The organism is Acetomicrobium hydrogeniformans ATCC BAA-1850 (assembly GCF_000160455.2).
Classification (GTDB): domain Bacteria; phylum Synergistota; class Synergistia; order Synergistales; family Acetomicrobiaceae; genus Acetomicrobium; species Acetomicrobium thermoterrenum.
In genome coordinates this window covers 1,901,530-1,914,713 of record NZ_ACJX03000001.1, presented here as the reverse complement: position 1 = coordinate 1,914,713, position 13,184 = coordinate 1,901,530, and the positions used below count along the sequence as shown (strand labels likewise).

Here is a 13,184-nt window from a genome sequence, read left to right as displayed (position 1 = left end):
TGACTCACTGAAAGGAGAAAGGACAGTGACATATCAAAACCTTAGTTCCATTAAAAGGGGAGTAGTAAAGATCGGGGGAGCAAGCGGCAATAACCTTGAATATCTCGTCAAGGAACTTTCTGAAAGAGTAAAGAAGGGAGAAGAGTGGCTTCTTGTTCATGGCGCAAGTTCTTATATGGACAATCTATCGAGGGCTTTAAATATTACTCCAAAATACGTTATGAGCCCCGGTGGTTTTAAGAGCCGCTTCGTAAACTCGACCGATCTGGAATTGTTTCGAGCTGCATGCTCCGTATTTTCCATACAACTTGTTAGCTCCTTCGGTCAACTGGGGGTTAATGCCGTCCCGCTTTATCCGCCAGACAACATATCCGCCGTTGCTAAAAGAAAGGATGTCCTACGGGTTACAGAAAATGGCAAAGTGCGTTTAATTAGAGGCAATTGCAGCGGATTTATCACGTCCTTTCGAAACGAAAGTATCTTTGCATTGTGGGATTTAGGTGCTCTTCCCGTCTTACCTCCTCTGGCTTATGACGAGAAAGGTAACGGCGTCTTGAACGTCGATGGGGATCGCATGGCTGCTGCAGCAGCTGCGTCTGTTAAAGCAGATGTATTGGTCATATTAAGCAACATTCCGGGATTGCTTCAAGATCCAAACGATACTTCCACGTTGATTAAAATGTCTACGCTCGAAGACTGGACCGAACTGGAAAGCTATTCTCGGGGAAACATGAAGCGCAAACTGCTAGCGGCAAAAGAAGCGCTCGAAGGCGGAGTTAATTCGGTATTTATAGGAGACAGCAGGCAACCAAATCCGATAAAGACGATATTCTCTGGAGGAGGGACGCACTTATGTCGGAGCTTTACGGAAGCCGCGGTATAACTTTAACATACGGGAATGGTGCAATAATCAGAGATAAAGAAGGAAAAGAATATATAGATTTTTACTGTGGCAGCGGAGCTGCGCTCTTCGGACATTGCCATCCCTACCTTGTTAAGACATTAAAAGAAGCATCGGAAATGCCGTGGACGGTAGGGATAGGCATGGGATCGGATACGAGAAATAAGTTCATGGAATCCTTAAAACAGATATTTCCGGACAGAGAATGCTTCTTCTGCAACAGCGGATCTGAAGCAGTGGAGGCCGCACTTAAACTTGTCACCTTTTTAAACTCAAACAGAAAAAAAATCCTTGCCCTACGCCGAAGCTTTCACGGACGCACGCTTGGTGCTTTGTCTTTAACCTTTAACCCGCTTTACAGAAACCCTTGGACACACGTTCTTTTGCCCGTAACCCATTTAGAACCAGAGGAACTGCCGTCAAGGGTAGATGAAGATACCGTTGCGGTATTTGTAGAGCCCGTCAGAGGGGAAGGCGGAGTCTATCCGCTCGAGGAGGAAATTGGTAAAAAGATAAAAGAGGCGTGCAAATTGCACGGAGCTTTGCTCGTCAGCGATGAGGTTCAATGCGGTTGGGGAAGGTGTGGCGATTATTCAGTAAGCGAAAAGTGTGGTCTTGATCCTGACATAATATGTCTCGCGAAGGGTGTGTCCGGAGGTTTTCCCGTAGGGATGATGCTATGGAAGGAAAAGTTAGGCGGCTTTCCTCCTTCGGGGCACAGTTCAACGTACGGAGGCAATCCTCTTGCCATGGCTTTGGGGCTAGCTACTATATCGTTATTGCAAGATGAAGGCTATATGCAAAGGGGAGTGGAATTAGGCGACTACTTCAGAGGTCTATTACAAAAAATTAGCTCACCGCTTATACGTGAGGTGCGCGGAAGGGGGTTGTTGAACGGAGTGGAGCTTTCCGTAAAATCCATACCCTTAGTCAAAGAACTTCAGGATAGGGGTGTACTCGCCCTTCCGGCCGGACCTTTTGTGGTGAGATTTTTGTCGCCCCTGACGTCTACGACAGAACATTTTGAAAAAACAGCTGACATCTTTAAAGCTGTATTGGAAGAGAAGGAAAAGGGCGATGTCTGCTGAAAGGAATTTGCTCTTCGATCTGGTTTCAATAGCCAGCGCAAGTTACAAAGAAGCCGAGGCGTGTGATTATCTCAATGCCCGCCTCCCTTCTTTGGGGTGGGACAAGTCTTACATAGACTATGTGGGCAATGTCGTGGCCACAAAAGGGGAGGGCGATAACGAAATAATCCTCCTCGGTCACATCGATACAGTTGAGGGCGGACCAAAGCCCAAAGTAGAAGACGACACCCTATGGGGGAGGGGTGCTGTCGATGCAAAGGGGCCCCTTTGCGCGATGGCCATTGCCGGTGGCAAGGTAAAACTTGCACGAAACTGCAAATTGACCCTCATTGCCGCCATCGGAGAGGAATCCGACTCACGGGGCATCCTTTACAGACTGCCGCTCCATAAGCCTAAAGCCTGCATCGTGGGAGAGCCGTCGAACACTCGGGGAATAACCATAGGCTATCGCGGTTGTATTAGGGCAATCCTCAAGGCAAAAGATGGCGGAGGCCACAGAAGCGCCGACGCAGGTCCCCTTACCAGCGTTACCCTGGCAGCTTCAGAGATATTAAATCGATTGCGCTCAAATGACCAATCGGGCAAATCCATTGCATATAGCCCATCTGGGGCAATCGTTTCCATGCGGGGACAGGAAAGGGGACGAAGGACTGCAAAGATGGAGCTCGACATACGCGTTCCCATCGGAGGCACCCTAGAAGAATACCGCTTGCTGGTTGAGAAAATATGCAAAAAATATAAAAAATATAAAGTAGAATATGATATCGCTCTTGCCATACCACCCCACGTGACGGACAAAAACAACATAGTCGCAAAAGCCTTTCGCACAGCCCTGAGACGACAAAAACTGGAACCCCGCGTAGTCGTCAAAAGCGGAACGGCTGATTTCAATCATGCAGCTGCTTGGGATTGCCCTATGGTCGCATACGGGCCCGGCGACAGCACCCTAGATCACACTATGACCGAACATATCGTCTTAAGTGAATATTTAAAATCCATCGACGTTCTCGAAACTGCGATAGTATTGATCTCTTCTTATGTGTCAAGTGGGGTAGGGTTTTTGTGATAAAATAACAGAGAAGCGAGGTGATAACAATGTTTGACAACAACATTGAAGTCTTCGTAAAAGGCATAGCTGTGGACGAGGACAACAATCATATTGTTATGCTCAGTGATAAGGAGGAAACTAAAGTCCTGCCTATCGTCATCGGTCCCGTTGAAGCTATGGCCATTTTAATGAACTTGCAGGGCGTAACGCCCAGTCGCCCACTTACTCACAACCTCTTAAGAAACCTATTGGACCTTTTGGGCGCGGAGGTGGAGCAAGTCATAATCAACAACATTAAAGACAATGTCTATTATGCTAACCTTTATCTTAGGCACAAAAGTTACACATATGAAGTTGATTCTCGCCCCAGCGATGCAATCGCCCTTGCCGTCGCCTATAACGCACCAATATACATGGACATAAAGCTGACGGAGTTTACCGTAAATTCTTCTGATTTAAACGTCGGACACAATTAACCGACTTAACACGCGCCAAACCTTAAGACAAAAGATAGGCTTAGCAACATTATAGAAAGTTAATTCACTTAAATTTTTACATATTTTTACATAATGTCTATTCTTTAAGGACAGGACTTTCTAAAACCTTTAAACTTAAAATCCTGTCAACTCTAAAAACCCTTTCTCCCTGTCTGGAGTTGCAAAATGCCCGTATTCCTATGTATTTTTTCCCTTTGTATTCCATCTCTCCGACTTCAAAGGGGGTTATGATTCTTTTGCTTTTCTCGTTATTTGGCTTAAGGTAAACGATTTCCAAAGCCAAATCTTTGTTTATGGCCTCTCTAATTCTCCCGATCTTGTCGTCTAGGGATTGCATCTCCTCAGCCTTGCTATATTGGCACTCCGTCAAGAAATGCACCACGTTCCAGTCCATCCAGATATGTTCTTTCTTGATGGGTTTTTTTAGTATGATTCCCTCCAGAGAAGTGCAACGGCTCAAAGCAACATAAACTTGGCCATGGGCAAAGGCCCCGCGTCCAATGTCAATGATGACCTTATCGAAGGTCTTGCCCTGGCTTTTATGTATCGTCACTGCCCAGGCAAGCATCATTGGATATTGCCTGAACTTGCCTACGGTTTGAGACTTCAGTTTATCTCCGTCTACGTAAAAGTCGTAAATCTCCCAGGTGTGAGGGGTCACTTCGACCTCCCTTCCGTCTGAAAGCTCTACCACTATGACGTATTCCTCTCGATCGTCCTCTAAGACGTCTTTATAAATCTCGATAATTTTCCCGATACTTCCGTTTACCCACCTGCCCAGGGAGTCGTTGTTCAAAAGCATAATTTGGGCTCCCTCTTTTACCTTAAGCTCCAAGGCCGTCGGCAGATATTCGTTACCAAAATCGCCTTTGATAGCGCCTTTAAAAACATAAGTCATACCTTTTAATTGGAAAAGGTGCTGCTCATTAATTTCTTCCGCACGTTTATTTGTTGTGGTCAAATATACGAAGAATTCTTCAGGATCGGGCTCGAAGTCGGGCATTACGCGGCTGTTCAGTAGCTTTATATCCTCATCCGTTATGGTCTTGTTGCGAATTGTTCCCAGCAAATCTATGAACTTCTGGTCGTGCTGGCGATATATCTTATCCAACTCCACAAATTCCACATCCAAGGTCTCAAAGGCCTTGGCACTGTAAAAATAAGGTGTCTTATAGAGGGTCTTAAAAACATCTCTTTCGTTTTTCGTTACAACGGGGGGAAGTTGATACAAATCTCCGATGAATACCATTTGAATTCCACCAAAGGGCAACTTGCTTTTGGGCCCATGGAGTCTCAAAAACTTGTCGACGCAGTCTAGTAAATCAGCTCGGACCATGGAGACCTCGTCTATGATGATCGTATCTATCTTTTTGTAAATGTTCGTCGCACCATTGGGAGAACGAGACTTTTTGATCTGGTCGGGAGTAACGTTGGGCTTAAAACCGAAAAAAGAATGAATGGTCTGACCTTTGACGTTCAAGGCAGCAACGCCGGTGGGGGCTAAAACCACGACTCTTTTTTTCGTGTTCTGTTGGAAATAAGACAATAATGTGGACTTTCCTGTTCCGGCACGGCCGGTAACGAATACGTTTTTATCGGAATTTTCCATGAGATCTAATGCTTTGCGAAAGTCTTCGTTCAATTCTATTTTTGACATATAACTTCAAACCTCTGCATTTCCTTAATTTTGAGTTAATCATAACATGACAAAAACTAAAATTTAAGGCATAACGAGGGACAAAATATACCAAAGAGCACATGTTACCCATATGCTTTTCATATTTTACATCCGAGAGTTTGGCAATCTCACTTAATTCATTGGGCCTCAAAACATAGTCTTTCAATGCCCAAAAGTTTGGCGGGTATAGCTGCGGTTGTACCATAAATAAAAGGTTTTACCCCTCTGGTTTCCATGGTCTGAAGTATTCTATCCAGTGTGCTATTTACTAGAGTCGAGCCGGTAATGAGACAGACTCTGCAATCCCTTGCGATCTCTTCAAGCGCTGTGTCACCGTCCAATACTCTCACTCCAAAGACATCTTTTCCTATATTTTGAGGGTTTAAGTCACATAATTTGACCCTTTCTTTTCCCAAAACTTCCGCCATATGTTTAATAATTGCCGGTTGGTATCCTATTATCCCCACTTTGGCTGAAGGATCTAATGTCTCGCTTACAAATTCCGCCATTTTTCGCCCGCAACGGTCTGGAGCTTTATCTTTGCAATGAATGGTATGATCGTCCCAGCCAAGATGCCTTCCCAATGCATTAACTGTAGCCAAGAAAATAGCCCTGTTTTTCTCCAGATTCAATGGCAAAAGAAGCACTTCTTCGAGAGTCCCCCTCCAACGGGAAGGCCTTGACGTAAAGGCCTGCCCCTTTTCTCCATTTAGCGTAGCCTCGATAAGCTTTTCCTCCCCGCGCTGAAGAGCAAAATCTTTATAGGGAGCAGGGTCTCCAAGTGCTTCTTCAACGCCTAGGGGCTCTACGAAAACAGACTCATCCAGAAGATGAGAAAGGCTTTTAATATTTTTTAACACTATTTTTCTTACATCGAGAAGCAAATCAGAACTTTTGTTATTTTCAATGCACTTCATTGCACATTAACCCCCCCTATTACTTCGTGTTATCTGGCGATAAAAATCCCCACTTCGTCCAAATAGGAAAAGACCTTTCGGAACGACAGAAAATCCAAAATTTGCGGACCTCCTCATTGGCTCTAATAGTGAGACCCCCCACTTGATCGACAGTCATTCCGGATAGAGGAGTATAATTGCCGCCTGCTTTTATGGCCATGCTGAGAGGAATAAACGCTATCTCGGCAGCACTTCCTTTCGCCGCGACGACAGCCTGCGGTGCATTGCCAACTAAAATAATCCTCTTTTCAGCCATCATTTTATCCCATAATCCTGCCTCATCAAGATATTGCTTTGCCAGGTTTCCATAAGCTGTTATATCGGGATTTGGCACGGCTATTTTGGACTTTTCAATATCGCTCTCACATGGAGCCTCCGAAGAAAAACGCCACATCACCAATTGCCCTATGGCAAAGGCGTGAACGTCGACTAGCATTCCCTTGGCCTTTAACGGCAAAGGCGTGAACGTCGACTAGCATTCCCTTGGCCTTTAACCATTTTGGCCATCTGGGCTCAGAAGCCAAAAACATATCATATGGCGCACCCATCGCTATCTTATTTGCCAAAGGACCACACGCTTCCTTTACAAATTCCATTTTTTCTCCTCCAGCCTCGGCATAAGCCTCCATCACCTCTTCAACGCAGGGAGCTATGCCAGCTGCAACGGCAACCACATTAGCCATAACTGGTGCACACCATATTGACAGGACGCACATGATAATTACAAAAACTCTAACAGCTCGTTTCAATTGATTTACCCCCTCTTATATTGAATGGGACATGTGCTTGTATAGTAAATTATCACAGTTAGATATATATTGCAACTAGGTTGCAAATGCGTGCCCGTTTATAGTATGACTACTGATCGGTTTTGTTTTATATAGAAAAGTAGTATACTAAAACTTAAAAGAAGGTTATTGAGGTCATGTCGCCAGGATTGTGATCCAATGCCTAATATAAGTGGTTATAGTCTTGTCCGCAGTCATACAAGGGCAAATGACATATAGCCAAGAAATAAATTTGTCCTGGAGGTAGTGAGTTTCTTATTGACTTCACGGTCCTTCTTATTTAAAATGCATAAGTCCCATAAATATGGGACGATTACCGCTTGAGACGGGCTCCAAGGCAATTGCCGCCCGAGTTGCTCAGCGAGAGGAGGTAATGAGTTTGACTTATGCTATTGTAGAAACCGGTGGGAAGCAGTATCGTGTATCGCCTGGAGATGTGTTGAAAGTCGAGAAGCTAGAGGGACAACCAGGAGATATAGTAAAGCTTGATCGAGTTCTAATGATATCCGACGATCAGGAAGTAAAGGTGGGAAATCCGACTATTCCCGGTGCCAGCGTGGAATCAACCATTAAGAATCACGGCAAAGACAAAAAAGTCATCGTCTTCAAATTCAAAAACAAAACTAATTATCAAAGGTTCAAAGGCCACCGTCAACCCTACTCGGAAATCGAGATCTTGTCCGTGAAGTATTAACTTATCTAAACATAATGAAGTATTTCAGATTTCGGTAAGAATGATTAAAATTAGTATAGGGATAGGGGAAAAAGGGCCATTATCGGTTGAAGCCAGAGGACACAGCGGATATGCTCAAAAGGGAGAAGATGTCGTTTGCGCAGCAGTGTCGACCTTAATGCATGCCCTCCTTTTAGGACTAAAAGAGGTCGTCGAAGCTAAAGATGTAGTTTTCGATATCCAAGATGACGTACCTTTGTTTTTCCTCTCTTGGAACGAAGGAACCCTTGAAGATCCAAAGGCGAAGGCGGTAATAGAAACAGTGCTGGGCAGCTTAAGGTCCATTGCCGATTCCTATCCCGGGTATGTGCAAATTGTGGAGGTGAGTATAAATTGATCAGGTTTGATATACAGTTGTTTGCGCACAAAAAAGGGCAGGGGAGCAGCCAAAACGGCAGAGACAGCATTAGCAAGAGGTTAGGAGTTAAAAGGTACGACGGGCAAGTCGTGGATGCCGGTAACATCATCGTCCGCCAGCGCGGTACTAAAGTTCATCCCGGACAAAATGTAGGGCTCGGCAAGGATTACACTATTTTTGCTCTAAAAAAAGGAGTAGTTAAGTTCGAAAACAAAAGAAACAGGAAATACGTGAGCGTAATTCCCGTTGAAGAATAGGATAAAATAGGTTTGACAAATACGCGAATAGGGGCCTTGTCATGTCAGGTCCCTATTCTATTACTACGGGTGATGTAAATTGAAGTTTATCGATAGAGCGGAAATTATTGTTCATGCCGGCCATGGTGGCAAGGGATGCATGAGTTTTAGGAGAGAAAAATACGTCCCTAAAGGTGGCCCGGATGGTGGAAACGGAGGAAGAGGGGGAAACGTTTACATAAAAGCCTCTGACAAAATTCAAACCCTCGAAGATTTTACCTACAAAACCCAGTTTAAAGCTCAATCAGGCCAAGATGGAAGAAAGAGAAATCAGTCCGGCAAGGATGGAGAGGATCTAATAATAGAAGTTCCCTGTGGGACGATCGTGTGGGACGCAGAGACCGGCGAGCCCTTGGGCGACTTAGTAAATCCTGGCGACGGCTTGTTAGTTGCCCTTGGAGGAAGAGGTGGAAGGGGGAATGCTGCTTTTACGACGCCCGTCAACCAAGCTCCCCGCTTTTCCGAAAAAGGGGAAGAGGGCCAAACAAAACATCTTATATTAGAACTAAAGATACTTGCCGACGTGGCGATAATAGGGCTTCCGAATGTGGGGAAATCCAGCTTGCTAGCTAGTTTATCAAATGCGAAGCCTAAAATTGCCGATTATCCATTTACAACCATAAATCCCAACCTTGGCGTTATACAGGAAGATGATTTCCGCATAACTTTGGCAGATATCCCGGGGTTGATAGAGGGTGCATCGGAAAACAAGGGATTAGGTCTCTCGTTCCTGAGGCATATAGAGCGAAGTCGCTTCATATTACATGTTTTAGATGTATCATCTCATTCGATCGACAACATAGAGGAACAATGGATAACTCTTCGTGAGGAGATTTCAAAATATAACGATCAAATACTCAAAAAACCTTCTTTGCTGGTGGCCAATAAAACGGATCTGATTGATGATGCCTCTTTTTTGGATCAGATCGCAAAATGGGCAGAGAAGTCAAAGCAAGAGATTTGCTTTACAAGCACTGTAACGGGAAGAGGTATAAAAGAACTGGCAGAGCTGTTATTGCAGAAACTTTCGAAGTTGACCCCCGACAACAGGAGGCTTTATCCCCTAAGACATGCCACCAAGTCAGAATTTTACCGCGATTCGGACATAAGGATAGAAATCCTTGAAGAGGGTAAATATAGGGTCATCAGTCCATATCTTGAAGAATTAGTAAAACGATATGACTTTGGCCAAGAAGAGGCGATTTTGCGTTTCGGTAAGATCATTGCCAGATTAGGAGTAGAGGAATTACTGGACAAGATGGGAGCAAAAGAAGGAGATACCGTTTGCATAGGTGATTTGGAGTTCGAATATGAACCCGATGTCAAATGATCGACGAAGAAAGGGGAGATATGGTCTTGCCTCAGAGGCGATCCAATTTTATGAGCAGACTTAAAGTTGGCATCATGGGAGGCACCTTTGATCCCATTCATTTCGGGCATTTGGTTGTTGCAGAAGAGGCCTATATATCGCTCAACCTGTCAGAGGTGATATTTGTACCAACGGGCAGCCCTCCCCATAAAAACAATAAAATGATAACGTCTGCAGAAGATCGCTATATCATGACCTGTATGGCCATAGTCGATAATCCCCATTTTAAAATATCTAAAATCGAGATCGAACGCGGAGGACCATCGCATACCATTGACACGTTAAGGGAAATGAGACATTGGTATTTGCCGAGGGAGGTAGAATTTTTTTTCATAACAGGCATCGATGCCGTATTGCAAATGCCTTTATGGAAGGAACCTTACGAGATCGCTCGCGTTGCCCATATAGTTGCAGCTTCAAGGCCGGGTTACAATGTCTCGCAATTGGAGTCATTGCCGGAGGAGATAAAGCGGGCAGTGATACCGCTGGAAATACCGCTGCTTGCCATATCGAGCACAGAAATAAGAAGACGTGTCGCTGCAGGGCAAAGCATAAGATATTTTTTGCCCTGGACCGTGGAGCATTTTATATATAAGAGAAACCTTTATTCATTAGAGGGAAGGTGACCTCATTTGACGAAATTGAAGCTCGCACTTTTGATAATGGCTATGGTCGTTGCAACCGTAGGAGGAGCTTACGTTCGTCTGTACGGCTATTTTTCGCCTAAAGTAGAGTCGATAAAAGAGAGCGTTCAACACGACGAAAAAACGGGGAAGATAAATATTTGCATAGTAGGCAAAGACAACACCGAAGATTCCCATCGTGCCGATACAATCCTCTTCACTACGCTGGATCTTGACAATAAGACAGTTCAAGTTTTATCCATCCCCAGAGACACCAGGGTCCAAATTCCTGGTCGCGGTTGGGATAAGATCAATCATGCCTATCCCTATGGGGGGATAGAACTACTGAACAGAACACTCATAAACTACCTAGGAATGCCAATCCATTATTATATCGAATTGGACTATAGCTCCTTTCCTAAGATAGTAGACCTGCTGGGAGGAGTCGATATATACGTCGAAAAAAGGCTTAAATATGTCGATAGGGCAGGTGGCCTCTACATAGATATCCCACAGGGTTTACAACACATGGATGGAGAAACTGCATTAAAGTTCGTTAGATTTAGACATGACGCATTAGGTGATATAGGGAGGATTAAAAGACAACAACAATTCATGAAGGCGCTGCTTCAAAAGATCGTCAATCAAGCCGTTAGCACGAAAATGCCAACGTTGTTGAAGGAAATTATACAAGCACTTCAGACTGATTTGCCGGCCGAAGAGGCACTTAAATTGGCAATGTACTTTAGAGATATACCGCCACAGAATATAAGATTTTTCACGCTGCCAGGAAAGCCCGCTGTTTTATCGGGCGTCAGCTACTGGCTGGGCGATGTAAACAGGGCTTTAGCGATGCTTTCAGCTCCAATAAGCGAAGAAGAACAAGAAGAGGGCAATGCGATGAAAGATACGGCCACATCACCCGAGAAATTGCTAGAAGAGGGTAAAGAGCAAATCGATAGAAATACGATAGCTCGAAATATCACTTGTAGGGTAGCTGTATTAAATGGTGATGGGACCGCAGGACTAGCAAATCAATTTGCAGACGTATTACAACGGTATGGTATCGATATAGCGTATAAAAGTAATGCCCGGCACTTCGACTATCACTATACATCTATATTGTATCCAAGAAATCTCGAGAGGGAATCGAAGATGCTAGGTCAGTTGCTTGGCATTTCCGACGCTCTGGTAAAGCCAAGCGATAGCACAACCAACCTTACAATCATTATAGGACATGATTATAAGTCCATCCTCGCAAGGCTGGAGAGCGGTTTGAGGTAAAGGCTGTAGGCTGTAGGTAGTAAGCTGGATAAAGATGAGGTATAATGAAAGTTAAAGAAGCGAGACAAATTTAAGGAGGGGTGATTGGACATCAGCAAGGCGAGCGAAGGTGTAATGGAAAAATACGAATGGATTGCAAAGGTTTTAGCCTCCAAGAAAGCCCAAGATATTATTTCTATAGATATCAGCGAGGTTTCCGGGTTCGCCGATATCTTTTTCATCTCAAACAGTAATTCAGAGAGCCATATGAAAGCCCTTTTAGACACCATAACGGACGCGCTGGATGAACGCCAAATTACCTATACAGTCGAAGGCAGAGACAGTAACTTGTGGCGTTTGATAGATTGCGGCGACGTAATCATCCACATCTTCAGTCAGGAAGGACGAAAATTTTACGACTTGGAGCGCATCTGGGGAGATGTACCTATACTACATTACGACGAAGACGGAGAACCTGTAGCGGTACTTAACGCATAGAAAGCAATATTAAATATCATGTAGTAATAATTTTAGCAAGCATTAACTTCTGCTATAGACTTGCTATAGACTATAGAATAGATAAGTTACACATAAGACCAGGATCAGAAAAAGAGCACCTGGTCTTATGTGTTTTTCATAGTGTCCTATAATGTATCTTATGTTACATTTGTTACGTCGAAATTTAAAGTTTCCATTCAGCTTCCATTCAGTTATCAGTTAGTTATCAGTTAGTATGGTTACTGTAGAACTTCGATCGTGCGCTCATATTCATGGTTACTGTAGAGCTTCGATCGTGTTTCTTATAATTCCCAAAAAGGTTCCAACGTCTAATGACGCGCCGCCAATCAAAGCGCCATCAATATCTTTCTGTTCCATCAAACCCTTTGCATTATCGGGTTTTACGCTTCCGCCATATAGGATTCGAATGCCCTCGGCAGCTGTGGAACCAAAACTTTCTTCGATAAATTTTCTTATATATGCACATACGCCTTGAGCATCCTCATCGCTGGCCTTACGGCCCGTTCCAATGGCCCAAACAGGCTCATAGGCTATAACTATATTGTCTTTGATATTTTCGTGCTCTCTGATGCCTCTCAAAGCCTCCTCCAGCTGTCTTTTAACTACGAATTCGGTAATTCCCTCATCCCTTTCCTCGAGCGTCTCCCCAACGCACAACACAGGCTTTAGTCCTATCTCTAAAGCTTTGTTCATTTTCTTCCCGATCGTCTCGTCCGATTCGCCAAATATGTGACGCCTTTCACTATGTCCAAGGATCACATATTTACACCCTACTTCCATTAACATTTTTCCAGCTATTTCGCCTGTAAAGGCTCCACTGTCCTCCCAATGCATGTTTTGAGCTCCCAAGGAAAGGGAGATATCCGCCGAAGCAATTTCTCTGCCAGCAGTCTCTAAACTGACGAAGGGCGGAAATATACCGAGTTCTACTTTGTTTTCTTTTAAAACCCCTTTAAGAGACGTATCTTTTGCTGCGGCTTCAAAAAGCTCGACGATATATTCCTTCGTCTCCTTGGGTCCTTTGTGCATCTTCCAATTGCCGGCAAGAAAAGGAACTCTTCTCATGA

Annotated in this window: 16 protein-coding genes; 11 read left to right on the top strand and 5 right to left on the bottom strand. The window is 44.3% G+C overall.

Features of this window, described 5'->3' with window-relative positions:
- Positions 1–25 precede the first annotated feature (25 nt).
- From HMPREF1705_RS09590 to HMPREF1705_RS09575, 4 genes are read left to right on the top strand one after another with little or no spacing between them, the layout of a single operon-like run.
- The gene (locus HMPREF1705_RS09590; protein ID WP_057940976.1) at positions 26–883 is read left to right on the top strand and encodes a [LysW]-aminoadipate kinase; all 858 of its coding nucleotides are present in this window, start codon (positions 26–28) and stop codon (positions 881–883) included.
- Positions 853–1,989, top strand: a complete 1,137-nt coding sequence (locus tag HMPREF1705_RS09585; RefSeq protein ID WP_057940975.1) for an aspartate aminotransferase family protein — start codon at positions 853–855, stop codon at positions 1,987–1,989. Before HMPREF1705_RS09590 ends, HMPREF1705_RS09585 begins: the two co-directional genes overlap by 31 nt.
- Positions 1,979–3,055 (top strand): M20/M25/M40 family metallo-hydrolase, encoded by a 1,077-nt coding sequence (locus tag HMPREF1705_RS09580; RefSeq protein WP_057940974.1) that lies wholly within the window; start codon positions 1,979–1,981, stop codon positions 3,053–3,055. The genes HMPREF1705_RS09585 and HMPREF1705_RS09580 overlap by 11 nt, the downstream gene beginning before the upstream one ends.
- Positions 3,056–3,084: 29 nt before the next feature.
- The gene (locus tag HMPREF1705_RS09575; protein WP_009200998.1) at positions 3,085–3,513 is read left to right on the top strand and encodes a bifunctional nuclease family protein; all 429 of its coding nucleotides are present in this window, start codon (positions 3,085–3,087) and stop codon (positions 3,511–3,513) included.
- A 97-nt stretch (positions 3,514–3,610) separates the two neighbouring features.
- Here the strand turns inward: HMPREF1705_RS09575 and HMPREF1705_RS09570 are convergent, their stop codons facing one another.
- The 4 genes from HMPREF1705_RS09570 to HMPREF1705_RS11180 form a co-directional block, all read right to left on the bottom strand.
- Complete coding sequence (locus tag HMPREF1705_RS09570; protein WP_057940973.1) at positions 3,611–5,191, bottom strand: AAA family ATPase; 1,581 nt, start codon at positions 5,189–5,191, stop codon at positions 3,611–3,613.
- A 158-nt stretch (positions 5,192–5,349) separates the two neighbouring features.
- Positions 5,350–6,129 carry a Rossmann-like domain-containing protein gene (locus HMPREF1705_RS09565; RefSeq protein WP_057940972.1) on the bottom strand — a complete coding sequence of 260 codons (780 nt, stop codon included), beginning with the start codon at positions 6,127–6,129 and terminating at the stop codon, positions 5,350–5,352.
- Between the two features lie 19 nt (positions 6,130–6,148).
- Entirely contained in the window at positions 6,149–6,604 is a 456-nt protein-coding gene (locus HMPREF1705_RS09560; RefSeq protein ID WP_083489976.1) for a substrate-binding domain-containing protein, read from the bottom strand.
- On the bottom strand, positions 6,531–6,917 hold the full coding sequence (locus HMPREF1705_RS11180) for a substrate-binding domain-containing protein (RefSeq protein ID WP_057940970.1): 387 nt from the start codon (positions 6,915–6,917) through the stop codon (positions 6,531–6,533). Before HMPREF1705_RS11180 ends, HMPREF1705_RS09560 begins: the two co-directional genes overlap by 74 nt.
- 412 nt (positions 6,918–7,329) lie before the next feature.
- On the opposite strand from HMPREF1705_RS11180, the gene rplU reads away from it, so the two are divergent.
- From rplU to rsfS, 7 genes are all read left to right on the top strand, one after another.
- Entirely contained in the window at positions 7,330–7,650 is a 321-nt protein-coding gene (gene rplU, locus HMPREF1705_RS09550) for a 50S ribosomal protein L21 (RefSeq protein ID WP_057940969.1), read from the top strand.
- A 40-nt stretch (positions 7,651–7,690) separates the two neighbouring features.
- The gene (locus HMPREF1705_RS09545) at positions 7,691–8,026 is read left to right on the top strand and encodes a ribosomal-processing cysteine protease Prp (protein ID WP_057940968.1); all 336 of its coding nucleotides are present in this window, start codon (positions 7,691–7,693) and stop codon (positions 8,024–8,026) included.
- Positions 8,023–8,304 (top strand): 50S ribosomal protein L27, encoded by a 282-nt coding sequence (rpmA, locus tag HMPREF1705_RS09540; protein WP_057940967.1) that lies wholly within the window; start codon positions 8,023–8,025, stop codon positions 8,302–8,304. The genes HMPREF1705_RS09545 and rpmA overlap by 4 nt, the downstream gene beginning before the upstream one ends.
- Positions 8,305–8,383: 79 nt before the next feature.
- Positions 8,384–9,673 (top strand): GTPase ObgE, encoded by a 1,290-nt coding sequence (obgE, locus tag HMPREF1705_RS09535; protein WP_057940966.1) that lies wholly within the window; start codon positions 8,384–8,386, stop codon positions 9,671–9,673.
- A gap of 50 nt (positions 9,674–9,723) precedes the next feature.
- A complete protein-coding gene (nadD, locus tag HMPREF1705_RS09530; RefSeq protein WP_242603580.1) occupies positions 9,724–10,338 on the top strand; it encodes a nicotinate-nucleotide adenylyltransferase in 615 nt (204 codons plus the stop codon).
- Between the two features lie 6 nt (positions 10,339–10,344).
- Positions 10,345–11,619, top strand: a complete 1,275-nt coding sequence (locus tag HMPREF1705_RS09525; protein ID WP_071804935.1) for an LCP family protein — start codon at positions 10,345–10,347, stop codon at positions 11,617–11,619.
- 84 nt (positions 11,620–11,703) lie between these two features.
- Positions 11,704–12,096: a ribosome silencing factor gene (gene rsfS / locus HMPREF1705_RS09520; RefSeq protein WP_057940964.1), complete on the top strand. Its 393-nt coding sequence runs from the start codon at positions 11,704–11,706 to the stop codon at positions 12,094–12,096.
- Between the two features lie 276 nt (positions 12,097–12,372).
- On the opposite strand, the gene tpiA is transcribed toward rsfS, so the two are convergent.
- On the bottom strand, positions 12,373–13,182 hold the full coding sequence (gene tpiA / locus HMPREF1705_RS09515; protein ID WP_057940963.1) for a triose-phosphate isomerase: 810 nt from the start codon (positions 13,180–13,182) through the stop codon (positions 12,373–12,375).
- Positions 13,183–13,184: the final 2 nt, after the last annotated feature.